Source organism: Algoriphagus sp. (assembly GCF_039969895.1).
In the GTDB taxonomy this organism is placed as follows: domain Bacteria; phylum Bacteroidota; class Bacteroidia; order Cytophagales; family Cyclobacteriaceae; genus Algoriphagus.
The window spans coordinates 1-23,335 of the sequence record NZ_JBDVMZ010000025.1; the positions used below are offsets into that span (position 1 = coordinate 1).

The 23,335-nt window shown below is 41.1% G+C and carries 28 protein-coding genes, 1 tRNA gene and 1 pseudogene; 10 read left to right on the forward strand and 20 right to left on the reverse strand.

Annotation, left to right across the window (positions count from 1 at the left end; all coding sequences use genetic code 11):
* The first annotated feature begins 66 nt into the window (after positions 1-66).
* Genes ABJH64_RS17565 through ABJH64_RS17580 form a run of 4 tightly spaced genes read left to right on the forward strand, consistent with a single transcriptional unit; the run spans position 67 to position 1,747 of the window.
* Positions 67-846 carry a hypothetical protein gene (locus ABJH64_RS17565; protein ID WP_339880970.1) on the forward strand — a complete coding sequence of 260 codons (780 nt, stop codon included), beginning with the start codon at positions 67-69 and terminating at the stop codon, positions 844-846.
* A gap of 11 nt (positions 847-857) precedes the next feature.
* A complete protein-coding gene (locus ABJH64_RS17570; protein WP_339880969.1) occupies positions 858-1,166 on the forward strand; it encodes a hypothetical protein in 309 nt (102 codons plus the stop codon).
* A gap of 27 nt (positions 1,167-1,193) precedes the next feature.
* Positions 1,194-1,451, forward strand: coding sequence for a DNA-binding protein (locus tag ABJH64_RS17575; protein ID WP_339870262.1), 258 nt, complete (start codon positions 1,194-1,196; stop codon positions 1,449-1,451).
* A gap of 11 nt (positions 1,452-1,462) precedes the next feature.
* Positions 1,463-1,747 (forward strand): hypothetical protein, encoded by a 285-nt coding sequence (locus ABJH64_RS17580; protein ID WP_348275801.1) that lies wholly within the window; start codon positions 1,463-1,465, stop codon positions 1,745-1,747.
* Between the two features lie 49 nt (positions 1,748-1,796).
* On the opposite strand, the gene ABJH64_RS17585 is transcribed toward ABJH64_RS17580, so the two are convergent.
* Genes ABJH64_RS17585 through rhuM (ABJH64_RS17600) form a run of 4 tightly spaced genes read right to left on the reverse strand, consistent with a single transcriptional unit; the run spans position 1,797 to position 3,684 of the window.
* Positions 1,797-2,654 carry a nucleotidyl transferase AbiEii/AbiGii toxin family protein gene (locus tag ABJH64_RS17585; RefSeq protein ID WP_233753809.1) on the reverse strand — a complete coding sequence of 286 codons (858 nt, stop codon included), beginning with the start codon at positions 2,652-2,654 and terminating at the stop codon, positions 1,797-1,799.
* Complete coding sequence (locus tag ABJH64_RS17590; protein WP_233753810.1) at positions 2,651-3,289, reverse strand: hypothetical protein; 639 nt, start codon at positions 3,287-3,289, stop codon at positions 2,651-2,653. Before ABJH64_RS17590 ends, ABJH64_RS17585 begins: the two co-directional genes overlap by 4 nt.
* 38 nt (positions 3,290-3,327) lie before the next feature.
* Complete coding sequence (locus ABJH64_RS17595) at positions 3,328-3,501, reverse strand: hypothetical protein (RefSeq protein WP_339870266.1); 174 nt, start codon at positions 3,499-3,501, stop codon at positions 3,328-3,330.
* A 6-nt stretch (positions 3,502-3,507) separates the two neighbouring features.
* A complete protein-coding gene (gene rhuM / locus ABJH64_RS17600) occupies positions 3,508-3,684 on the reverse strand; it encodes a RhuM family protein (RefSeq protein ID WP_233753811.1) in 177 nt (58 codons plus the stop codon).
* Between the two features lie 197 nt (positions 3,685-3,881).
* Here rhuM (ABJH64_RS17600) and ABJH64_RS17605 point away from each other — a divergent pair, with 197 nt between their 5' ends.
* From ABJH64_RS17605 to ABJH64_RS17620, 4 genes are all read left to right on the forward strand, one after another.
* Positions 3,882-4,154, forward strand: a complete 273-nt coding sequence (locus tag ABJH64_RS17605; RefSeq protein ID WP_233753812.1) for a thioredoxin family protein — start codon at positions 3,882-3,884, stop codon at positions 4,152-4,154.
* Positions 4,155-4,218: 64 nt separating this feature from the next.
* Positions 4,219-4,794 carry a metal-sensing transcriptional repressor gene (locus ABJH64_RS17610; RefSeq protein WP_233753813.1) on the forward strand — a complete coding sequence of 192 codons (576 nt, stop codon included), beginning with the start codon at positions 4,219-4,221 and terminating at the stop codon, positions 4,792-4,794.
* Positions 4,791-5,126, forward strand: a complete 336-nt coding sequence (locus ABJH64_RS17615) for a heavy metal-associated domain-containing protein (protein WP_233753814.1) — start codon at positions 4,791-4,793, stop codon at positions 5,124-5,126. The genes ABJH64_RS17610 and ABJH64_RS17615 overlap by 4 nt, the downstream gene beginning before the upstream one ends.
* Positions 5,126-5,809 carry a cytochrome c biogenesis protein CcdA gene (locus ABJH64_RS17620; RefSeq protein ID WP_348275800.1) on the forward strand — a complete coding sequence of 228 codons (684 nt, stop codon included), beginning with the start codon at positions 5,126-5,128 and terminating at the stop codon, positions 5,807-5,809. Before ABJH64_RS17615 ends, ABJH64_RS17620 begins: the two co-directional genes overlap by 1 nt.
* Positions 5,810-6,296: 487 nt before the next feature.
* Here ABJH64_RS17620 and ABJH64_RS17625 read toward each other — a convergent pair.
* From ABJH64_RS17625 to ABJH64_RS17680, 12 genes and pseudogenes are all read right to left on the reverse strand, one after another.
* Positions 6,297-6,911 (reverse strand): annotated as a pseudogene (locus tag ABJH64_RS17625) (nucleotidyl transferase AbiEii/AbiGii toxin family protein); the annotation flags it as partial.
* A gap of 136 nt (positions 6,912-7,047) precedes the next feature.
* Positions 7,048-7,836 (reverse strand): type IV toxin-antitoxin system AbiEi family antitoxin domain-containing protein, encoded by a 789-nt coding sequence (locus ABJH64_RS17630; RefSeq protein WP_348275799.1) that lies wholly within the window; start codon positions 7,834-7,836, stop codon positions 7,048-7,050.
* A 130-nt stretch (positions 7,837-7,966) separates the two neighbouring features.
* Positions 7,967-8,938, reverse strand: coding sequence for a RhuM family protein (gene rhuM, locus ABJH64_RS17635; RefSeq protein ID WP_233753817.1), 972 nt, complete (start codon positions 8,936-8,938; stop codon positions 7,967-7,969).
* Positions 8,939-9,007: 69 nt separating this feature from the next.
* Positions 9,008-10,222: a site-specific integrase gene (locus ABJH64_RS17640; RefSeq protein ID WP_233753818.1), complete on the reverse strand. Its 1,215-nt coding sequence runs from the start codon at positions 10,220-10,222 to the stop codon at positions 9,008-9,010.
* Between the two features lie 358 nt (positions 10,223-10,580).
* A tRNA-Ser gene (locus ABJH64_RS17645) sits at positions 10,581-10,665 on the reverse strand.
* Between the two features lie 99 nt (positions 10,666-10,764).
* A complete protein-coding gene (locus ABJH64_RS17650) occupies positions 10,765-11,832 on the reverse strand; it encodes an asparaginase (protein WP_348299074.1) in 1,068 nt (355 codons plus the stop codon).
* Positions 11,829-12,605 (reverse strand): TatD family hydrolase, encoded by a 777-nt coding sequence (locus tag ABJH64_RS17655; RefSeq protein ID WP_348275797.1) that lies wholly within the window; start codon positions 12,603-12,605, stop codon positions 11,829-11,831. Before ABJH64_RS17655 ends, ABJH64_RS17650 begins: the two co-directional genes overlap by 4 nt.
* Before the next feature lie 119 nt (positions 12,606-12,724).
* Entirely contained in the window at positions 12,725-13,834 is a 1,110-nt protein-coding gene (locus ABJH64_RS17660; protein WP_348275796.1) for a glycosyltransferase, read from the reverse strand.
* Complete coding sequence (locus ABJH64_RS17665) at positions 13,831-14,457, reverse strand: polysaccharide deacetylase family protein (RefSeq protein WP_348275795.1); 627 nt, start codon at positions 14,455-14,457, stop codon at positions 13,831-13,833. Before ABJH64_RS17665 ends, ABJH64_RS17660 begins: the two co-directional genes overlap by 4 nt.
* Position 14,458: 1 nt before the next feature.
* A complete protein-coding gene (locus tag ABJH64_RS17670) occupies positions 14,459-15,661 on the reverse strand; it encodes a PP2C family protein-serine/threonine phosphatase (RefSeq protein ID WP_348275794.1) in 1,203 nt (400 codons plus the stop codon).
* 2 nt (positions 15,662-15,663) lie between these two features.
* Entirely contained in the window at positions 15,664-15,915 is a 252-nt protein-coding gene (locus ABJH64_RS17675; RefSeq protein ID WP_348275793.1) for a hypothetical protein, read from the reverse strand.
* A gap of 33 nt (positions 15,916-15,948) precedes the next feature.
* On the reverse strand, positions 15,949-17,049 hold the full coding sequence (locus ABJH64_RS17680) for a glycosyltransferase (protein WP_348275792.1): 1,101 nt from the start codon (positions 17,047-17,049) through the stop codon (positions 15,949-15,951).
* A gap of 21 nt (positions 17,050-17,070) precedes the next feature.
* Here ABJH64_RS17680 and ruvC point away from each other — a divergent pair, with 21 nt between their 5' ends.
* Positions 17,071-17,646, forward strand: coding sequence for a crossover junction endodeoxyribonuclease RuvC (ruvC, locus tag ABJH64_RS17685; protein ID WP_348275791.1), 576 nt, complete (start codon positions 17,071-17,073; stop codon positions 17,644-17,646).
* A gap of 51 nt (positions 17,647-17,697) precedes the next feature.
* Here ruvC and ABJH64_RS17690 read toward each other — a convergent pair whose 3' ends face one another.
* A complete protein-coding gene (locus ABJH64_RS17690) occupies positions 17,698-18,252 on the reverse strand; it encodes a porin family protein (protein WP_348275790.1) in 555 nt (184 codons plus the stop codon).
* A 180-nt stretch (positions 18,253-18,432) separates the two neighbouring features.
* Here ABJH64_RS17690 and ABJH64_RS17695 point away from each other — a divergent pair, with 180 nt between their 5' ends.
* Positions 18,433-18,996 (forward strand): Crp/Fnr family transcriptional regulator, encoded by a 564-nt coding sequence (locus tag ABJH64_RS17695; protein WP_348275789.1) that lies wholly within the window; start codon positions 18,433-18,435, stop codon positions 18,994-18,996.
* A gap of 51 nt (positions 18,997-19,047) precedes the next feature.
* Here the strand turns inward: ABJH64_RS17695 and ABJH64_RS17700 are convergent, their stop codons facing one another.
* The 3 genes from ABJH64_RS17700 to ABJH64_RS17710 form a co-directional block, all read right to left on the reverse strand.
* A complete protein-coding gene (locus tag ABJH64_RS17700; protein WP_348275788.1) occupies positions 19,048-19,587 on the reverse strand; it encodes a hypothetical protein in 540 nt (179 codons plus the stop codon).
* 148 nt (positions 19,588-19,735) lie between these two features.
* Positions 19,736-20,902 (reverse strand): PepSY-associated TM helix domain-containing protein, encoded by a 1,167-nt coding sequence (locus ABJH64_RS17705; protein ID WP_348275787.1) that lies wholly within the window; start codon positions 20,900-20,902, stop codon positions 19,736-19,738.
* Positions 20,902-23,280, reverse strand: coding sequence for a TonB-dependent receptor (locus tag ABJH64_RS17710; protein ID WP_348275786.1), 2,379 nt, complete (start codon positions 23,278-23,280; stop codon positions 20,902-20,904). Before ABJH64_RS17710 ends, ABJH64_RS17705 begins: the two co-directional genes overlap by 1 nt.
* Between the last annotated feature and the right edge of the window lie 55 nt (positions 23,281-23,335).

Below are 23,335 nucleotides of genomic sequence, written 5' to 3' on the forward strand. Positions count from 1 at the left end.
GACTAGATATCAAGCAAATTCAACACATTTCACATACCTAAACTTTAACCACAAAACACAAAAACCATGAACGAGCAAAATTTTGATTACCTCAAAAACCAGGTCAAGTACAGCGGGTTCGGAGATTCGCTGGAAGCGCCCCTGAAGGAACAGATCCAAAAAGGAGAACCTGATTTCTCGCTTAAACATCAGGCTGATTTCGGAGGAGATACGGTCAATGCCAATCTCCACTTCAGAAAATCAGCCATGACAGATATGTATTTCTTCAACAAGTACGATCTGAGCCTCACCAAATCAGGGCAGGATGAACCTGCCATCAACCAGACTTTTTACATCGGAAAGGACAACAACATCACCCTCAAAGAGGGCTATAATCTCTTGGATGGAAGGGCAGTCAACAAGGACCTGGTCAACAAGGAGCAGGAAAAATACAATGCCTGGGTGCAGTTGGACTTTAAGGAAACCGATAATCAGGGAAACTTTAAACTCAAGCAGTTCCATGAAAATTATGGTTTTGACCTGAATAAAGCGCTGGAAAAACACCCGATCAAGGAGCTTAATAACCCTGAGGATCTATCCAGGCTGCAGGATTCACTTAAAAAAGGAAACCGCCAATCGGTCACATTCCAACTGGAAGGCGGTGAGCAAAAACGCTTTATAGAAGCAAGTCCCCAATTCAAGAACCTCAACGTGTATGACTCCAACCAGATGAGGACTTCAGAATCACAGAAAGAAAACGCCTCAGCATACCAGTCTAAATCCGAGAAAAAGGATGTCGCTGAGGAGTCGGATGATTTACCCTCGAAGAAAACTAGAAAAAGGAAAAGTGCAGGAATAGCCGGTTGATTCACCCCAAGATGGAGCAGATAAAAAAAGCACTGGAGAACTTTATGTCCGGGATTGATAAAGATCCAAGGATCAGTCTGTCCCATATCGGGCTGTTCTCCGTGCTGCTCCATGTACGGGAAGAATTTGATGGTGAAGAACCCTTTCCCATCAAGCGGGACGAGCTGATGAAATCAGCCAAAATATCCAGCACAGCCACATACTTTAAGATCATCCGCCAACTCCACGAATACGGCTACATACACTACCTGCCTACTTTCAACCGGATGAGTCAAAGCAAAGTAAGCCTATCCTCCAAAGAAGAAACTGTCCAAAACTAAATCTAGACCATCTAAAAACAGAAAACCATGGAAACTATCACCAAAGAAGATCTGGAAACTCTACGCTTTCAGCTGTTTGCCGACCTGAAAGAACTGCTAGAAAAACAGGATGAACCCCAAACGGACAGCAAGGAATGGCTAAGAAGTAGGGATGTCAAAAAAATGCTGAGCATCTCCGATGCAGCCTTGCAGAACTTACGCATCCGCGGAGTAGTGCATCCTGTCAAAATCTCGGGGCTATATTACTACAAAAGCGAAGAGCTGAAATCACTTTTCAAACAATAAATCTGCGACTTATGACAGCTCTCAAAATGGAATATTGGGTGGAAAAGATCGTTAAAGAAAAAGGACTGCAGCCAAGTCGGATTTCAGTTTATTTGGCGATTCTCCAACTCTGGAAAGAACAGAAACACAGTAATCCTTTTCAGATATCGCGACGAAAGATCATGAAACTTTCAGGGATAAAAAGTATCGTAACGTATCATAGCTGCATTAGTGAGTTAAAAGACCGTGGGATGGTGGATTATCGGCCTTCCTATCACCCGAAACTTGGGAGTGAGGTCAGGCTAAAACCAATGTAAACATTTTAGCTGTTTCAAATGAAATTACTTCAAAGTAATAAAGACCAACTTATCCCTCCTTGAATTTCAAACTTTCTATGAGGTCTGTAAAATATTGCGGACTCCAGATTGATAATGATGAATCATCTTGGATAAATCGGATTACATCCTCCTTAATACTATTAAAGTCTACACTTTGAATTTTTTCTCTTATAAGTTCTAAAACCTGCGCTTTCGTAATTGATTTTTCCTGCCAATCATCCGTGTCTAAAGCCCTAAGTAGAAAATGGGAAAGATCTAAAGGAACTCTTTTTTTAATATACCATTCCAGATCATACCAATCCCTCCCCTTCACTCTTTTTTGCCACTTCCTGAAAAGCAATGCATGCATTTTGCCTGCAAATAAACTTGGAGGCGTAAAACATTTAACATAGAAAGAAAATGGGCGCAACAGCAATTTCTCCTCAGTTTCAAAACCTAAAGGTGGAAGTCTGTCAACTTCCAATTTAATCTTTATACTAGGCATCAATTTAACACCTGATTGGGGGATGATACCTTCCAATACCAACTCTTTCCAAACAGTTGCGGATTTGAGAAAAGCGGAATCTATACTTGACTCTTTCTGCTTTTTCTTTTCAGCAATTGTGACCTTCATCCCAAGAGCGTCAAATTCCGTGATAATAGCTTCAAAGTAAATATCCAGTGAAAATTCAGGATCAACTTCCAACAGTGAAAAGTCAAGATCTTCAGAAAATCTTTCCAGTCCATAAAAAATCCGTAATGCCGTTCCTCCATAAAATGCGGCTTTCTCAAAAAAACCCGCACGCTGCAGTCCTGCCAAAGCTACCTCCTGCATGATTTCACGTAAAGCTGAGAATGCCTCATCCTGTGATTTGGGATCATATTCGGCTAGCCACTCCTTTATCATAAATTTCGGATTGTTTTGATGAGCATGAGTAGGCTGTTTTGTTTTGGAGCATCAGAAATCCAGGTTTCGATCACATCTACTTTCAAACCTCGAATTATGTCTTCGTCAATTCTTATGTCCTCTGTTAAAAATCCCATTGCTTGTTTTATACTTCTCAAATTCAGTCTACTTGTCATAACAATTTTGTCACAAATAGCCTTTTCAGGTGATGCAATCATCACTGCCTGCTTTGGAGTAACATCAACCGTTCTGATACCAAAAGAATAATAAGGCAACGAAGTACGCTTATAGCTAAATCTCCCAAGTTCAGTCTTGAATGTCTTAGTAGGTTTAACTGTCATTGAAGTGGTTTCAAAGACCCGCTCTGGTATTAATCCCCAGAATGAAAGGGCTGATTCCATGGAGACATAACTTGGCCCCCATAGGTGGTTTGCAATAAGAAGGGATTCAGGCAACAACAGTTTACTTTTTGGCCCTGGAACATACAAGCCATTTTTCAAACCAATCAGCCATCTGGCCTTTATCAATTCAGATATTTTATCATTAGGCCGCTTATAGTTCTTCAATAGCGACAAAATAACCTGCCTCGTTAGTGGTTCTTCTTGGTACTCAGATAAAAGATCTTTAAACTCCATACTGTCACAATATAGCTCAAGAATCGGAAATAATCCGATTATTTAATAAAAATTTGACAATAACTAAAGCCATCTTGTTTAATTAGATTAACACGGGTTTTATCCAGATTCTCATGATCATAACCATCCAGTAACTCAAGCCCCATAGCAAATTGATTGAGCCACTCCAAGTTTTGATCCAGGGCCTTTTGCTCAATTGCCCGGCTTAACATCCTGATTCAGTCTTTCAAGTTCTGGACTACTTGTTGCTCCTGAGAAAGTCTCTGTTCATTAATTGCATAGCCCTGAACGAGGAAATCTTTAATTCGTTGGGTTACCCATTGACGGAATTGTGTGCCTCTTTTGGAATAAACTCGGTAATCGACGGCGACTATTATATCCAAGTTATGCCTCATTGTAGGACGCTGACCGCATATTCAGACACATATGATTTTCCCGAAACTCACGGCAAATGCTGAAAACCAAAAGAGGCTGAATATTTGCCAACGCCACAAGCTTAAAAAAAGAATTTGAAAAAAAAATTTGGCGACCACCCCCTGACCTGACACATCTTTGTAGCGTAATTAATATTAATCATTAAAAACGTAAAACAATGAAACGACAAATTGAAGTATTTACAGCCGGGTGTCCGGTATGTGAACCAACTGTAAAAACAGTAAAAGAAATGGCTTGCGACTCTTGTGAAGTAACCGTTTACGACCTTGTTAAACAATGTGACGACAAAGTCTGTATTGAAAAAATGAAAGAGTATAATATTACTTCCCTACCAGCGATTGCAGTTAATGGAAAATTACTTGCTTGCTGTCAGAGCAGAGGCGTAAGTAAGGAAGAATTAGCAGCAGCAGGTATCGGTAAAGCTATTTAATTTATTAACCATTACCACCCAACTTGCAAATAATGGAGTCTGGGTGGTTTTTAACTTAATTAATATGTTGCCAAGAGATTTGACAAAAGATCTTAAAGACCGACTAAATAGCATTAAAGGTCAGGTTGTAGGAATAATAAAAATGCTTGACGAAAGCAATGACCCTGCCCAAATATTAAACCAGTTTAAAGCGATCAACAAAGGATTTGAGAAAACCCAGCAGCTTCTATTAGATGAAGTTTTCAGGAAAACTTTGGCAATGAAAATTTCAGAGGCATTGGAAGCCTGTCCTGGTAATTGTGGACAAGAAGAACGAATAGCAATTATTAAAAACCAATTTCCTGATTTAGGACTTTACGAACTAACAGACAAAATGCAGGAGATTGATAAGATTTATGAATTTTTACTCACTAAAAAGGAAAGTATGAAAGAAATATCATTAACCATTGACAATATGGTTTGTCAGGGTTGTGCGGAAAATATATCCGATATTTTAAAGCAAACAAATGGTGTGGAAGATGTAAATACGAAGGCTATGAAAAAATTGGTGAACATTAAATTTAGCCCCACTGAAACGAATGAAAAAGAACTCATAGCCATATTGACAAAAGCAGGATATCAACCAAAAGTGGAATTATGAGCATAAGAAAATCATTTGCCATTTTGTTCATTCTGCAAACATTCTTTATGGCTTGTTCAGGAAATAATTCTCAAAAAAATCAAACAGGTTTAAATGAAGGAGAGGTAACATCAATAGAAATATCTATTGAGGGTATGAGTTGTATGTCTTGTGTTGCAAATGTAAAAAAGACACTGACAAGTATTGATGGGGTAATGGGAGCAAATGTAAGCCTTCAGAATAAAAATGCAACGATAAAGTGTAACTCTGAAAAAGTTACTTCGGAGCAATTGAAGAAGGCTATAAATAAAATTGGCTATAAGGCAGGCGACATAAAAGAATTAATGGAATAATGTTAGAGAACTTTCTAAACCGATTTATAAGCACACTTCAAGAAGGCTCGATTGTGAGTTTAGGGATTGCTTTGTTAGCAGGTATAATTTCAAGTGGTGTGTGCCCCTGCACTTTACCCGTTGGACTTGGTTTTGCGGGCTATGTTGGCAGTGCTTCTGTTCGAGAATCGAAAACAGGTTTTTCTATAACTTTTTCATTCTTTTTAGGTATTGTATTTTGTTTGACATTATTAGGAGCCATTGCAGGTTATTTAGGGGCGTTCCTAACAGAAATATTTGGAAAATACTGGGCAATGGCAATGGGTATAATATCATTAATCGCAGCCGAAATTGCTTTTTATGGGCCATATCTACGTGTTCGTCAACTTGAATCGCTTCGGAGCCCGGGAATGGGTGGGTCATTTTTATACGGCTTAATTTTTAGCATAGGAACATCAGCAGCTCCATTACTACTATTGTTATCTTTTGCAGCAGCTAAGGCAAGCGTTTTAAACGGATTAGTTTTGGCACTTTTGTTTGGAATTGGAAGAGGACTACCCTTTTTGGTCGTTGGACTATTTGCGAGCTCTGTTTCAAAACTTGCCAAATTGACTTGGTTAAGGAAAAGTATTCAAATTATAAGCGGATTGGCGTTACTTTATTTAAGTCTCTATTTTTTCAGACTTTTCAGCTATTATCTTTAGACAGAATCAATCCAATCTGTCACATCCATATACATTGGCAAGTCACTCAATTCGAGCAACGCAAGCCAAAACTTGCCAAAGAGTATGGATGCCCCACCGCAACTGACGAAATAGAACAACGAAGACATAATAGAGGTACTGTCTTAAATACCAAATCATTATAAAGATTATTCTTTTTACATTAGCGAGGAGCTTAGGCTTAACATTACCGGAATTACGCTTGTAATTGTTGTGAGGGCAATCATGATAGTAGAGCTGGTCGTTTTTCCATAGTCCCAGATTAGGATCAATAATTTTCTCTGCACAGCTACTTATGCCAGCATTTTTGTTTTCCCTCTTTCCATCAACAGGCTATATAAGTTTGTAAAGAGATGACCAGTATTTGAATTCTAAAAATGCCGATAAATGCATAACCCACCGGGTATAGACATTCCCTTTTTTGGACATCATGGTCTTGCCGGAATAGCTTACCAGGTGCCCTTGGCTTTCAAAAAGTTTCAAGGCCATTTGTCTCTGCTGGTAAAACAGCTATTGTTTTTACACCTACGCCCCGAATGGGTAAAACGTTTTTGAACCTTAGTGCCATTTGCGTAAATTCCGCCTCATAAATCTCCTTTAGATCTTTGCGGTGCGGATCCAGCAGTTCTGCAAATGGTCTCTGGTGGCTGATTAAGAATACCAGAAAAGTCTTTCGTAAATCATCTGTAAAACCTTCATTTTCTAACAAAAACTTTACATCGAAAAGATCTCGTGGGTGTTGCCTATCCAAAGCTGCAGCGATCTTCCCTGCATATAAATCAGGTAAGGAAGCTACTTGAATTTCCGCGTATCCAAATTCTTGCTCTACGGTTTCTCATACTTCCATGTGCACTTCAGGAAATACTGACCCTCAGATAACAGGAGATAATTCTATTTTTATACGCACATCGTCCAACTGCAAAATCAACCGGAGTGCATTTCCCTGTTCATGTGTATTTTGAATATGGATTCCCGGGATGGTTCTCATAATCAATTCGCTTAATCGTGACAAGGCATTACGAATATTAGCAAGAGCTACTTCGCGCCCTTCTGACGGAATGTAGAGCAAATCAAAGTCCACCGAAAGCCTGGGAAGTTCTCTCTAAAATAGATTAATCGCAGTTCCTCCTTTCAATGCAAAACATTTTTCAGAGTCCAATAGCGGAAGTACACGGACCAATAACTGAACCTGCTTATAGTATATACTGTCTTTTTTCATTTTAGTATTGGAAATCTTTGGGTACGGTTATTTGATAGGTTTTATCAAGTTTACCACCTTTGACAATTACCCTGTTGCCAGAACCAAGGTCTATTTTGTCCATATTTAATTTTGAAAACCAGATATAGTTGTGCCTTGAAGCGAACCAAAGAAATAGCCGTTTGACTTTCACATTAGTACAGGCTTCCAATAAATTTTGTAGAGTCCGTGGAGATAATGTTGTCATCCCTTGAATTAGCTGGCCGGCATTTTCGATGGATATTTTTCCCGGAACTTCATTTAACATTTCAAGGCAGGCTCTTTCTGGGTATGATATTCTCAGTTCGTCTAATTCCAGTTTCCAGGTAACAGTAGTAGTATATTTTTCAGATATTTCCTTTTCCATGCCTGAAAACAGTTTATTTCGGGTATGGCGTTTAAAGGCTACCTTTTCAGTTAGCTTATTTGCCCATCCTGGTAATTTATCATTGCCGTATAAATGAACTGTTTCTTTTTTAGAAATCGGTATGTAGTGGGAATATCCCTTTAGCTCCAATGCACTCAATCCACCTACAACGAAGTCAGTTTTCATAACAGCCTGAAGCGTATAAACCATACTTTGCCAAGAAAGCTGCGATTTTCCTCGTGTATAAAGCCCCGGCCATAGTAACTTTAGCTGCTCACTCTTAACTAGATTATCGATGGCATGTTTATCCAAAAAAGCCTTATTTGCCAACCAATTTCGGGTAACAATCATAGTCACAGGCATTATTTGTTCCAAAAGTTTACGTCTCTCAGTAATAATCGCCATGTTTATATAGTTTAATTTACACGGCGATAATCACCGTAAAAACAAATTTATATAAATTCTTTGTTTATATAAATAAGAAATAACGGCGATAATCGCCGTTATAAAATCAAATGGTAAACCAAGAATTCAATTACAAATTCCTATTCAATACACTGATCACCAGTTTCTTTACCGTTTCCATCTCTTCAGGTTTGCTGGAAGCAATGAACAAGGTCAGGCTTGCCAATGCATCATTGCTGATTATAGAATGGCCTTCACTATTATGTAATAGATCATTTGACTGCAAAAAGAGAAGGAAGCAAGCTGCTGCAATCCGTTTGTTGCCATCGACGAATCCGTGATTTTTGACAATCAGATATAGAAGCGTAGCGGCTTTTTCTTCCAAGGTCGGATAGAAATCCTCGTCACCAAAACCTTTACTGATTTGTGCAATTGCACTTTCAAAGCTTCCGTCTTTTTCCTTTCCAAACACACCGGATTCAAAATCTGATTTCATTGACTGGATAACTTCTTTGTAGTCAACTAACCCTGGATAGTTTGCCTGTCTTTTATTTAACCCTTTCTTATCTAAGTTCTCATGATCATAATCATCGAGTAACTCCAATCCTTTGGCAAAATGATTGAGCCAGTCCAAATTCTGATCGAGTGCCTTTTGTTCTATTGCCCGGCTTAGGATTCGGATTCCGTCTTTAAGGGTCTGGACTTCTTGTTGCTTCTGAGAAAGTCTCTGTTCATTTATTGCATAGCCTTGCACAAGGAAGTCTTTAAGCCGTTGGGTTGCCCATTGACGGAATTGTGTGCCTCTTTTGGAGTTAACCCGATAACCGACAGCGATTATTACATCTAGGTTATAATGTACTCTTTCTCTTTCAACTGATCTTTTGCCTTCCACTTGAACTGTTCGGAAATTCCGAACAGTTGAGTCTTTGTCCAGTTCTTCAGATTCGAAAATGTGTTTGATATGTTCACTGATGTTTGCTTTACTGGATTTAAAAAGCTCTACTAGCTGGCTGTTCGTCAACCAGGTAGTTTCATTCTCAAATCTTACCTCAATCTGAGTCTGCCCATTTTCTGCTTGGTATATTTCGATTTTATTTTCCATTGTTACTGTTCAATTTAAGTTTCATTTTTGGGTTTCAGTCTCTTCATTTAAAAAGAAGTCAGTCTAGATTCATTGAAGCTTCTCTCTTAGAGCCTTCATGTCAAAACTTATCTTCGTGTCCAAGATTTTGGCATAATGCTGCGTTTGTTTGATAGACTTATGTCCAAGCATTTTGGACACCGTTTCAATAGGAACTCCATTTCCCAAAGTGATAGTCGTGGCAAATGTATGTCTGGCGATGTGGAAGGTTAAGGGCTTATCAATCCCACACACATCAACGATCTCTTTGAGGTACGAATTCATTTTTTGGTTGCTCAATACTGGCAGGACATGCGATCCATCTTCACACAAGGGGTGGTCCTTATATTTCTCAACAAGCTTAAGTGCCTTTGGCAACAATGGAAGACGGGTGGGAGTATCAGTCTTTTGCCGATTGGTAAAGATCCACTTCTCTCCGTCGATTCCGATTACTATCTGAGATCTAGTTAGTCGCTTGACATCAATATATGCCAAGCCAGTATAACAACTAAATAGAAAAATGTCCCTGACATGCCGTAGTCGCTCCGTCGGAAATCTTTTTGCTTCAACAATAGCAATCTCCTCTGATGTTAGATAGACACGATGAACTTCCTTTTTCGCCATTTTAAAACGGATAAAAGGATCACGGTCTAGCCAGCCATTTTTAAGACAAATTAGAACGATCTTTTTGAAATTAGCCAAATACTTCATGGTGGTATTATGGCTGCAATTCTGAACAGTTTTAAGCCAAAAGGAATAGGAAGAGATAAATTCATAATCCAAGGCATGTATATCCATATCCTCCTTTTTATATTTCCATTTCATGAAGGCCTTGGTGTGGTCATAAGAGGTACGATACCTTTGCAAGGTGCCCGGAGCGAATTCTTTATCTAAAAGAGCTTCCACTTGTTCATTGTGCTCCTTGAAAATCTCCATGATCATCTTTTTCTTTTCAGACACTCCCAGCAGTATATTTTTGATTGCTTCTGCTGTGACCTCTTGATCCCGATCCAATAATTGCTTTTTGGCCTGTAAGGCTTTGTAATAAAGAGTGTCCAGATAGGAGTTAAGGGTCTTTCCTTCTTCAGAATTCCCAAAAGCCCTACCGGCAGACACATTCCATTTAGAAAGTTGCCATAATCTTTTGGTTGACAACTCCTTAGGAATTCCATCGACGGTAATTCGGAGATAGATGTACTTTTCTCCATTCTTGTTTTTTTTGGATTGCTTCAAAAAGAAGAGCAATCCGAAGCTTTTTTCTAACATAACGCACTGATTTAGGTTAATAAAACTCGAAAAACAGACTCTAATCCACAAGAGGTTTAAATATTGAACTAGTTGATATTCAAAGAATAATACAGATCTCAGTGCGTCTTTTTTTTCGAAGTAGGTGAACTACACGAATGACGCACTGGAATTACAGGCAATTGTGAAAACTTTGAGGGTTTGAATACAAAAAAGCCTGTAACACAACTCATTACAGGCCTTCGCATTTTCTGGAAAATCTTAACGTTTATAAACGTAAATATCTGAAAATCAATTATTTGCTAATATTTAAGGTAAAAACAAAAATAGGTTACAGATTTTTAAACCTGTAACCTATTGATATTCAATTCTTTACTAGTAGAGAGGAAGGGATTCGAACCCTCGATACCTTGCAGTATACACGCTTTCCAAGCGTGCGCCTTCAGCCACTCGGCCACCTCTCTAGCTTATTTACCGACTCAATATCCCGAATCGGAGTGCAAAGAAAATTATTATTAGTACGCTTTCCAAATCAAACGCGAAAATAGCCAATGAATTTATGACTAGGCGCTCATCTCACCTGCTAGTGCTATTTTTAGTTTGGCTACCACATCTGCATGGCTTCTTTCCTGCCCTAGCAAAAACATCAATTTGGTGACTGCCGCCTCCGTAGTCATATCTGTTCCACTGATCACCCCTACATTCAAAAGCTCCTTACTAGTCTCATAGCGCCCCTGAATGACGCGTCCCCCATTGCACTGAGATACATTCAGAATGATCACGCCCTTTTTGATCGCCTTCTGCAAAGAGTCCATAAACCAATCCTCACTTGGGCTATTTCCTGAGCCATAGGTCTCCAGCACAACTGCTTTAAGTCCATCGATATTAAGCATTGCGTCTATCACTTTTTGAGTGATACCCGGAAACAACTTCAGTATCAACACATTATTATCCAGGGAATTTCTGGTCACTAGCTTCTTATGAGATTCCAAAGGACGAATAGCCTGTGTATTGTAATCAATGACTATTCCTGATTCCGCTAGCGGGGGATAGTTCTCGGATTCAAACGCATCGAAATGTACACTTTGCACTTTTTTGGCACGATTGCCGCGAAGCAACAGGTGATTAAAGAATATGCAGACCTCCGGGACGATCGGCTCTCCATTGATCTTTGCCGTCGCTATTTCCAAGGAAGTCATCAAGTTTTCTCTAGCATCAGACCGCATAGCAGAGATCGGAAGTTGAGCTCCGGTGAAGATCACGGGCTTGTTCAACCCCTGAAGCATGTAGCTAAGCATGGATGCAGAATATGCCATGGTATCAGTACCGTGAAGCACGACAAAGCCATCGTAACTATCGTAATTCTCATAGATAATATAGGCCATGTCCTTCCAGTGACTCATGGAGACATTAGAGGAATCAATTGGTTCTGGAAAAGAAATCACCGTAATGGCGATATCCATGGTATAGAGAATAGGAATTTTCTCCAGAATTTGCCCAAAGTTGAATGGTACTAAAGCCCCACTCTCATCATAAGCCATCCCAAGTGTACCTCCCGTGTAAATAATAAGCACAGAGGAAGTCTTACTTGTGCGAAGTGCAGTATTTAATCGTACTATCTTATAGTTCATGATTTAATCTCGCGGAAAAGGTTGAGTGCATTTTCTTTTGTCCTGAGCGCTACTTCCTCTTTCGAAAGCTGCAAGTAATCTCCTATTTTCTCAGCTATAATGGGCAGAAAAGCTGGAGAATTCCTTTTCCCTCGATGAGGCACCGGAGCAAGGTAAGGAGCGTCAGTTTCCAAAACCAAATGCTGAATGCTGATTTCTGGAATTACCTGATCCAGACCTCCATTTTTAAAAGTCGCTACCCCGCCTATTCCAAGCAGAAATCCCATGTCGATAATTTGCTTGGCTTGATCCAATGTACCGTTGAAGCAATGGAAAATCCCTTTTAACGAACCATTCAATTCCTCCTTCACAATAGCGATAGTTTCGTCTATAGAATCTCTACAATGCAAAACAATCGGCAAATTCATTTCTTTGGCCCAGCCGATCTGAATTCTCAACGCTTCCTTTTGCTGCTCAAAAAAAGTTTTGTCCCAATATAAATCCAGACCAATCTCCCCTACCGCGGCAAATTGACGCTTTTTGAGCCAATCTTCCATCACTTCCAATTGCTTACGAAAATCTTCCTTCACATCACAAGGATGCAAGCCCATCATCGGAATACATAGTCCCGGATACTTTTCCTCACACGCTAACATCGCCGGGATAGTTTCTACATCCACATTTGGCATGTAAACTCGCTCAATCCCCGCATCTCGGATATCCTGGACAATCTGATCCCGATCTGAATCAAACTTACTAGAATAAATATGCGCGTGGGTTTCTATATAATTCATTTGCTTAAAAGTTGTTTTTTAAAGGCCATGGCCTGTCCTGGAAATCCTCATAGAATCTTACAATAGTCATCCTGAGCGTAACATGCCACCCACTCCCGTCTATTTCTGAAAGCCCCACTTCATGAATAGGCTCTGGATTTCCATTTAGTCTTGGCAGGCCAAAAATAGTAAAGAATAGTAAGGAGGGTGGTATTGAAATTATAAAAATCGAATAGCAGCAGCTTTATCCAGCTAATCCTCTCTCCCGCTTTTCGCACTACTCTAGCTAGAAATATACTTTGCGCTAGCACTTTCGAAAAAGCCAAGCCTAACCCAACTAAAGGGTTGATATAAATAACCAAGAATAAAGCCCCGAAGTAAATTACTTGAAGAGCGAGTACTACCTTCCAATAAAGTGGCAGCGTCATCACCCCGCTCATCCATCGTTTCCGCTGAGTCAGCAAGTTAGAATAACTGGTTTCTGACTTTGTCAAGGCCAGCATCTCTTTGCTCACTTGATGGGCTATGACAAACCCTTCCCGCTGAATCGCCCTGGATATTTCTAAATCTTCTGTGAGACAAAAAGGCAAATTTTTAAACCCTCCACTTTTTCTATAGGCTTCCTGGCTGATCACCATATTGTTGCCCAAACCTGTAGTAGGAATCCCTAGGTCAGTAGCCACTTTAACAAAACCTAAGGTAAACCACCAATCGATTTTCTGAAATTCTGCCAATAAATCACTAGCCTTCACATGAGTGATTCCCAGTACAATCCCCACCTTCTCGCCAAAACACCTTACTCCTTCTTGTATCCAAGTTGTACTCACTACACAGTCAGCATCGGTGAAAAAATAATACGTACCAGTCGCCATTTCTTCCAAGATAGCCAAAGCATTTGCCTTTCCATTCTCGTTGTATTTACCTGTGTCGGACTCAGCGATGGTAACGAAAGATCTATTCGTAGCCTTCGCACACCACTCCTCCAAAATCCTCGCGGTGCTGTCCGAACTCTGATCATCGGCAAAAAGAAATTGAAGTTTTTCTGGCGGGTATTCCAAGCGATCAAAAGCGCTCAGGAGCTCGGGAAGGTCTTTTTCCTCATTTCTGGCAGCTACCAGCACAGACACGTTCGGGTAAGAAGCTGGAAGGCTGTTGCTGTGATTTTTCCAATAAAACTCCACCCAAATCACCGCAAGCACAAACTGACACAGGATAAGAAAAATCACTCCGAGAGCTATCCACGTGATCATAGCACATCAGTTTTCCAACCCATCTCTTGAATAAAATCCAGGTATTGTGGCAGGACTTTTGGCAAAACATCCACCGTTTTTGCCTGATCGTGAAATACCGCAATCGAACTAGGTTTGGTATGCTGAATAGATTTCTTCAAAACGACTTCAGGCTTTAAGCTTTGATCATAATCACCCGATAGCATGTTCCACATTACCACCTCATGGGACCGTGATATCTCCAGAGCCTGACTCGATGTGAGCATGCCGTACGGAGGGCGAAATAAGTTGGTCTTAATACCTAGCACATCTTCCAATACCTCATCGCATCGCGTCACATTCTCGAGATAAGTGGCCTGATTTGTTTTCCAGCCATTCAAGTGATTGAAGGTATGATTCCCGATTTTATGACCTGCGCTTACCAGTTCTTTGGCTAGCGCTGGATTTTTGCGAATATTGTCGCCAACGACAAAGAAAGTAGCTTTCTGACCTCTTTTCGCTAACTCCTCCACTACATACGCTGTAATTTGGGGTACGGGCCCATCGTCAAATGTCAGGTAGATGCTGTTCCCAGTTCCATCTTTTCTCCAAATCCTCCTTGGGAAAAGATGCTGAACAAGTTTTGGAACGGTATGCCAGACCATGTTATTGAAATTTTAAGCTTAGCAAAGTCAGGTCATCATGCTGTGGCTCGTTTTTGGAAAATTGCTCGATCTTTTTCAGAAATTTTCTATGAAAATCATCCGGATCCAACGCCATATTTTTATTCACAAATTTCTCCAACCGCTTCTCACCATACTCCTCTTCGGCTGGATTCATCGCCTCGGTGAGTCCATCGGTGTAGAGATGTAGCGAAAAATTCTGAAGATGTTCTCTTTTCCCAATCTCTAAAAAAGGCAACTCATCGAAGGCTCCCAAAATCGTCGTTCCAGCATGCAAAGGCTCGCATGTTCCCGTTTCTTCCCTACAGAGCAGTGGAGCGTTATGACCTGCATTCACATAGGTAAGTTCCCGGGTTTTGAAATTAAAATACCCCAGAAAAAAGGTAATGAATCGCTCACCATGGGTATTTTCATGCAAGGTGTAGTTCAGCTGCTTTACTACCATCTCCAGATCTGCATCGCTTCGCAAAAGGGTCCTCAATGCCGCCTGGAAATTCGACATCAGCAGCGCCGCTGCGATTCCTTTGCCCGATACATCTGCGATACAGAAGTAAACCTCTTCCTTGGATTTGCGGATCAGATCATAATAATCACCCCCCACCATACTATGCGGCAGGTAGGTAACCTTGGCTTTCAACTCCTTATCTATAGGAAGTTCCGCGGGAAAAAGCATTTGTTGCACTTGGGAAGCTATTGCCACCTCTCGGTTTAGGATTTCCTGCTCAAGTTGCTTTCTGGCAAATCGCTTATTCTCCAAAGCAACCACCAAAATATTGGTTAGCGCCTTCGTGAAATCCAAGTCCAATTCCAACGCTTCCTCTTTTCTCCGAAGAAACAAAATAGCAAGCATCTTGTCCTTATGGTAAACAGGCAAATATTCCAGGTATTCCAACGAATATCCTTCCTCAAGCTCCAGCTGCAACTCCCCTTTAATATCTACCACTTGGCTTGCCGGGATAAGCTTGGGCGTATTGCCTTTGACGCCATGTGAAATTTTGTTTTCAAAAGCACCCTCCTTAGCGACGTAAAGTATCAACGCTTTGATATTCAAGTGGACGAGACAGGTGAATTTGAAAATATTGAGCAGAACTGCCTCTGGCTGATTCTCATTGATAGCCTGTGTGATCTCTAGCAGAGATTTCAACTGCAGTTCCTTGCGTTGGTATTTATAGGTTTCTGTGATCAACTTTATAAGGTATTATGTGCCATTAAGCCTTTTTTTGTTGCCAAAAAATATAAGCTAGTCCCTTCTTTCATGATATCTACTGCTCCAAATCTCTCCGTATCTGGATCATCCAGACATTTAATATAGCCTTGAGAGAAAAGCCCCTGTAGGGTAAGAAGTAGTAATTCCTCCTCCCAGGCCAAGGTTTCGCGTAGGTAGCTGTAAGGCTGGACGAAGTAAAGCTCATCCATCAAATCAAATTCGGCGTCGTTCATCGTTCTATTTTCAAACCCTAAATTAACACTTCTCTAGTTGCTTCTTCCTTTCCAACTGATTTTTCCGCCCAAAGCACCTATTCCCACACGCAGGACATAGAAAGGATGGACGAAGGAAGTTTTGAGAAAACTTAGCGGTGACGGACTCCTTCCCAGGGTTTTCAAAACCTTCCCCAAACCCAATCTCTCCGACCCAATTTTCACCAACCAAACAAACACAATACCTAACAATCCTTTGCCTCCCAAGGAAATCAAATAAAAACTCCCTACCCAAATCACCTGGGTCAAAAAAGTGGCTGCGGCAGATAACCCATGCGATACAGATGCATGTGCTCGCCACTTACTTGCCCAGCGAACGCGCTGAGCGATGAAGTCACTCCAGCTCGCTTCTGCCTTTGTCACTACCAAAGGATCTGAACTGGATAAATAGTGACAAGAAACTCCCCCAAACTGATGTGCTATTTTTTTCATCAGAAACTCATCATCGCCAGACAAGAATTGGCGATTTCCCTCATAGCCTTGCACTTTCTGAAAAGCAGTTTTTCGGTAAGCCAAATTCGCCGCGCTACACATCAAAGGTTTTTTCCCAGCAAAGGAATAAGCAGACATCAATAAAATACTGGCCCAGTCGAGGGACTGGAAAGCTGGCAAAAACCCCCTCCTCTCCTCTACCATCACCGGCCCAGCGACCAACTGGATTTCTGGATTCTGAAAAGGTAAGACCATGCCCTGCACCCACAACTCAGGAAAAATGCAATCTGCATCCGAGCACAAAATAATTTCTCCCGAAGCCCTCTTCACACCAAATTCCACCGCCGCTTTTTTCCCAGGAAGAGAACTACTCAGGACTTCCACAGTATCATTTCCTTCAAACCACTTTTCTAAATACTGAAAAGACAAATCCTCTGAATGATCATCGATAAGTAGAACCTGAAGATTAGGATAGCGAAGTCGCGAAAGACTCTCGCTCAGGGTCGGGATATTTAGTACTTCATTTCGAAAGGGAATGATCAAAGTTACCTTAGGAAAAAATGCCTGATTCAGAGAAGAATTCGGCTTCTGAAGCCAAAATCTACTCATCCACCAGAGCGCTGTGAAGTAACTCGAAGACCAGATCAGGTAAAAACTTAGCATGTTTTGGGCTAACTTGCGAGGGTGAGCAAAGAACAAGAAAAAGCAGCAAAGGAAAAAATCATCTTAGGTATAGACCCCGGAACTAACGTGATGGGTTACGGGGTGATTTTGACAGAAGGGAAAAAGTACAAACTGCTTCAATATGGGGTGATTCACCTCAAAAAGTATGAAACGCATGAGTTGAAGCTCAAGAAGATTTTTGAACGGATCACCGGCATCATTGAGGAATTTTTTCCGGACAGTGTGGCCTTGGAAGCTCCATTTTTTGGCGTGAATGTGCAATCAATGCTCAAACTCGGCCGGGCTCAGGGCGTAGCCATGGCGGCGGCTTTGGCGCGGGACATCCCCATCACCGAGTATTCACCCAAGAAAGTAAAGCAATCCGTGACTGGAAATGGAAATGCTTCCAAGGAACAGGTGGCGGCTATGCTTCAGACCCTTTTCAAACTGGAAGAACTTCCAAAAATGCTCGATGCTACGGATGCGTTGGCAGTGGCGCTCTGTCACCATTTTCATGACGGCAGGATTCAGACGAAGGGTAGAAATGCCGGATGGAAATCCTTTATCGAAGAAAATCCTGATCGGCTGAAAAAATGAAAACCCGGCGCCAACCGGGTTTTTTATGACTTATTCCGTTCTAAAACTCATTTAGAAATCATATCCCAAAGAGATTTTCAGGACATTGTTTTTCACGTCCTGATTGTAATAGTTTACACTTTGAAAGCCAACATCATAACTTACTTGGGCATTTATACCTAGCGGTAACTTGGCTCCTACCCCTACTACTCCTCCCAGATCCCAACCTCTGATAGGCTCAGTACTTGTATCAGTATTTCCATCCTCAAATTCAAGCGTCCTAGAAACTAGCACTGAGGCCTGCGGTCCCGCAAATACATTTAGAAAAGGAAGAAAATTAACGCGAAGCAAAACCGGAACATCTACGTAATTCAATCGGTCGTTTTTGACAGCAGGTGTGCCAGTATCAGCTATACGTACATGTCCTTTTTGGGAATATTGAATTCCTGGTTCTACAGATAAAAATCCCATACCAAAATTATAATACGCCCCCGCATGAAATCCAGCTAATGGATCTGTTCCAAAATCAGTAAAATTGGAACTACTATATCCTGCTCGAATACCAAATTGTGCATTGGCTGTCCCAAAAAGACCAAACGCAAATAATAAGATCAAAAGCTTCTTCATTATGTTTTATTAGTTAGTTAGTGAAATATTAGTAAAGATAAATTATGTTTCAGCGGTTAAAAGTGAAGATATTTCTAGCATAAAGTCAGGACTTATGGAGCTTCTTTCTAAATTAACTGCATAAAAATACGCACGAATCATTAGTGAACGCTTGATACCCTAATTTTTTAGCAACGTACCATGGAAAATTTCTCAAATCTATTTAGCAAATTCCCGACCATCAGCAATAAAGCCAAGCAAGCTTTTGCAAGTCATCTTGAAGAATTTGAAGTTGAAAAAGGGTTTCTTCTGGAAAGAGAAGGACAAATCAGCAAACATCTTTATTTTGTAGCTCAGGGGTCCGCGAGAAGTTATTATATCCGAGAAAGCCGAGATATCACCGTTTCCTTTACGCTGGATGAAGAATTTGTCACTGCTATGCACTCCTTCATCACTCGAAAACCATCCTACGAAAACATTGAAACGATGGAAAAGAGTAGGATTTATAAAATATCTTATGACAACCTTCAAGCTAGTTTCATTGATTTTCCTGAACTGGAACGTGCCTATCGTATGATTTTGGAGCGCTATTACATCGTCCTCGAAGAGCATCAAATATTCAACAAATTCAAAACTGCTAGGGAAAGATACCTCGAACTGATGCAATACCGGCCAAAAGTGATCCATCGTGCATCTGTAGGTCAGATCGCTTCTTTCCTCGATATGACGATAGAGACACTCAGCAGAATCAGAGCTAAAATTTAACATATGCTCAAGTCCGAAAATCTAAAAAGCGGCAACCTGATAGCTGAAATCCTAAGACCCGCTTCCTTTAAACTGATCCTCCTTGTAAGCAAACAAGACATTGAAAGTAGTCAGTGAACCATAGGCTCTGGTGATGTATTGCTGTAAGTGTACACGATCTTCATCGTCCAGCTTTGGATGGTTATTGATGTTTTGTTCCAATACGCGCAGCTTTTCCCGTACCATCACGATTTTGTGAAAGAACGTTGCCATGGGGATTTCTTTCGCTTGAAGAGATTCGTCATTCGGTTCGAAAACGACAGTTCCACCCATCCATTTTCCACCTAGAGGCACTATAGGTGCCCGCTCAGAAGTTTGGATCAAGGCTTCACGAATAGCTCTTTCCACGTCCTTCATCGTCAGCATCGGGAAATCCGGAACTTTCGCTTCCTCCACAGTAAAGCCCTCGTAATCACGAGCGAGAGTCTTTACTTCCTCCGTGTTGTAAAAGTAGATTTTGTAATACGTATCGTCCAGAGATAGAATCATCCCCGTTCCGAACTTCGGATGTATAAGTTTGCTCCCTGGAGCTAGTTCGCTTGCTGAAGTCATTTTAAGAAGGTTTAGGTGTCGAAAATAAGGATTTTTGACAAAACCCAAACTCATCTCCAACAAAGAAAAACTGCTGCCTTTTCACTCTAAAATGCAGAAAGGCTGTAATCACTGACAACCTTTCCGATTTACTACTTTTCACTTGAACTCAAGCCTCAGTCAACTCAGGCACCTTCTCCCTTACCTTAATCAGAGACTTTTTCTTCACTTTATTTCTCCTACCCCACCAGACCAAAAATCCAGTTACAGGCAGCGATGCAATGATCGCGCTTAACAAGAAGGCTAGGACTTTTCCTGGTAGGCCTGCTATCGCTCCTACATGCACATCGTAGTTCATACGCATCATCTTCTGGGCGACAGTAGCCTCCTCGAATCTGTTATAAAAATGATCCACAGGAAGTTCTTCCAATGTGTTTTGATCAAAATATCTGTAATCAGATTTCCAATAAGTCGAGGCATCTGGATTCGCATTCGCAGCAATCGCCGCTCCTTCAAATTCCGGAGGATGCACCTCTATATAATCTGCATCGGGATATTCTTTCTGCATTTTCATCCACACCGCATCCAGCACAGGAATTTCTCCCTGATAAGTCTGTGTGGAATCAGATATAGGATTATAATACTCCACAAATTTATCTCCGCCGGATGCTGTAAAATAGAGTGCATCTCTGAACCATACAAAGCCCCAAACCAAGCCAGTAACAGCAAAAACCAGCGCAAAACTCATTACATAAAAGCCTAACACCTTATGCATATCGTAGTTTTTTCGTCTCCATCTTCCAGACCATTTGATCTTTAGACTTTGCTTCAGGTTCTTCTTTTTGGGCCACCAAAGTATCAGCCCTGAGATCACCATAAAAAGGAAGACCAGGGTAAAACTAGCGACTACCGGCTGACCAATCTCAGGCGGCAACCATAAGTAGAAATGTCCATCTAAAACTATTCGGAAAAAATCAGCATACTCGTCTTTAAGCTTGAGTACTTCACCAGAATAAGGATTAATATAGGCGATCTGGTAATGATCATTGCCCTCTCCGTAGCTGAAAAAAATTGCTTGGGCTGATTTTTCGGCAGTAGGATAAAGAATGGCGTGCAGATGTCCTTCAGGAAATGCTTCTTGCGCGATCTCACTGATTTGGCTCGGTGGCAAAACTGCTTTTTCCTGCGGCTCGACAAATAAAAAGGGATAGGTCAACTCCTTTATCTCAGCTTGAAATGCATAAATGCACCCGGTGACTGCTACTACAAACACCACTAGCCCGGAAGAAAGTCCGAGCCAGAGGTGAAGTTTGTTAATTGTCTTTTTTAGATCCATTAAAATCTATAGTTAAGGCTAATTGAAGCGTTCCGAAGGTTCTGTGGTGTCACCGTTGACCAGCCTGTATAATATTTCTGGTCAGTAAGATTATTGACTTTCAGGGCTAAGAAATACCGGGAGCCAGTATAGGAAAGTGAGGCATTGAATACTTGATAAGAAGGAAGAGCAAAGCTTCCAATATTCTCTCTATTCATGGTAAGGTGCTCACTGGCTGTGTTGCCACCGAAACCTAACCCAAAACCTTTCAGTGCACCCACAGTGAATGAATAGCTTGCCCAGAAATTAAATAAGTATTCAGGTCCGGCTTCTTCTGGACGAAGTCCTAAGTATCCACTCTCTGGGAAATCCTCCGTCACCTCAGCATCATTTGTACTGAATCCCGCTACTAGATTTAAGCCTACTACTGGCGTTGCGATCACGCTGAATTCAAATCCTTTACTCACTACTTCTCCTCCTTGGATGGTATTATTGATGTTGTTAGGATCTGTCATCACTCGGTTAGAAACGGTAATGTTGTAATAGCTCGCGGTAGCAGCAATCTTGTCCTGAAGGATATTAGTTTTTACTCCAAACTCATATTGATTTGCTCGCTCGGGATCGAAAGTTTTAAACTGTGGGTTTGATCCATCGGCATCGCTCACCGTAGTAGGCGCCACATTGGAGAAGCCATTCATGTAGTTACCGAAGATGGACACCTTGTCTTTGACTGGTTGGTAAACGATGCCAAACTTAGGAGAAACGGCAGTTTGGGAATTCTCTTCTGAATCAGTTCCCCAAGCTTCATTCTTGAAATTATCAACTCGTACACTTGCCATCACCGAAAGCTTCGAAGTCACCTCCATCACATCAGACACATAAGCACTTACCACTCGGGTGCTACCCGTAGAGTTTCCTTCGAAGGAATTTTTCAACAAGTCGTCAACCCCAGCCTGAGTCAATATTCCGGTGTCTTTTCCATCTGAAAGTGTCACCACGCCATTGCCTACCCAGCCTGTGCTGCTGTTTAGGACATCTTGCATGTAGTAATCCACTCCGGCGATTAGCTTATTTCGCATAGAACCCAACGTGAAATCACCTATGAAATTCTGCTGAATATCCGTAGCGATAGTCTGACCATTTCTATCTGAGATAAATCTGGTGAAAGCATCTCCATTACTTGCGTCAAATAAGTAATGGTAGTAGCCATCTGTTTTGGTAGTACTTCTGGAAACTACCGTCTGAGAAGTCCAGCTGTTTGAAAGCTTGTAAAAAGCCTGAGCTTGTAGCGCATAAGAAGTGTTATTGATGCTCAATTCATTTCCTGTAAATGATCTCTCATAATTCTGCTCGAAGAGATCGATGGAAGAAAAACTCAGCGGATTGTTTCGATTCAAGAAGATCATCGGAGCATTCACTGAGCTGGCACTCAAAAACTCTGTATTGATAAGGAAAGTCAGACGCTCGCTAGCCTCAAACTTGAAGGATGGAGCAAAAAAGAAGGAGTTCCTCCCTCCAGCATCCTGGAAGGTATTATTCGTCTGATAAGCTGAATTTACTCGCATTGAAGCATTTTCGTTCAAGGGAACATTGACGTCTCCAGTAATTCTATTGAGCCCAAAGCTGCCCGTGATAAATCCAACTTCACCTTTAAAGGTGTCCGTTGGTCGCTTAGTAGTGATATTAATCAGACCACCGTAAGAAATCACCGAGCTACCGAAAAGCGTACCTGACGGGCCTTTGATCACATCCACCGTCTCTATATTTGCTGGATCAAGTCCGCCATTATTCAAACTCGGCATTCCGTTGACCATAGTAGGCTGCACGGAAAATCCTCTCATAGAGTAATACTCTGCACCATCACCTCCACGACCGGTGGATTCCCAAAGACGGGTGACGCCAGTTGCATTTTTCAAAGCATCGTTCATATTGGTCACTACTTGCTCCTTTAGAATTTTCTGCGAAATAGAGTTGTAAACCTGAGGGTTTTCTAGGTCAGTGAGTGGAAGTTTAGCCACCGTGAAGTTGCTGTCAGTATAAAATCTATTAGAAGACAAATCCGTGACGATCACTTCGGACAGTTCGGTAGAACTTTCTTTCAAAATAAAGTTTACAGAAAGTGTTTCCCCCGCGCTGAGTTGCACTGTTTTCATTTGGGTTTCTATTCCCACAAAAGATGCAAAGAGCGTATAGCTTCCTGGCGCAATATTCTTTATTTCAAAAAAGCCATTTCTATTTGTTGCGTTACCTTTTGCCAGGCCTTCTATCCCGACATTTACAAATTCTATCGGCTGATTATCTGAGGTGGTTACAGTTCCTTTTATACTGGAGGTCTGTGCATAGACCTTTAGTAAACTAAAGAAAAACAGGGTGGTGAGAAGTAAATTTCTTGAATTCATAGGGGTTGTGTTTTCAAATCTGGCACAATATTATTAATTAGATCAATTCTAAACA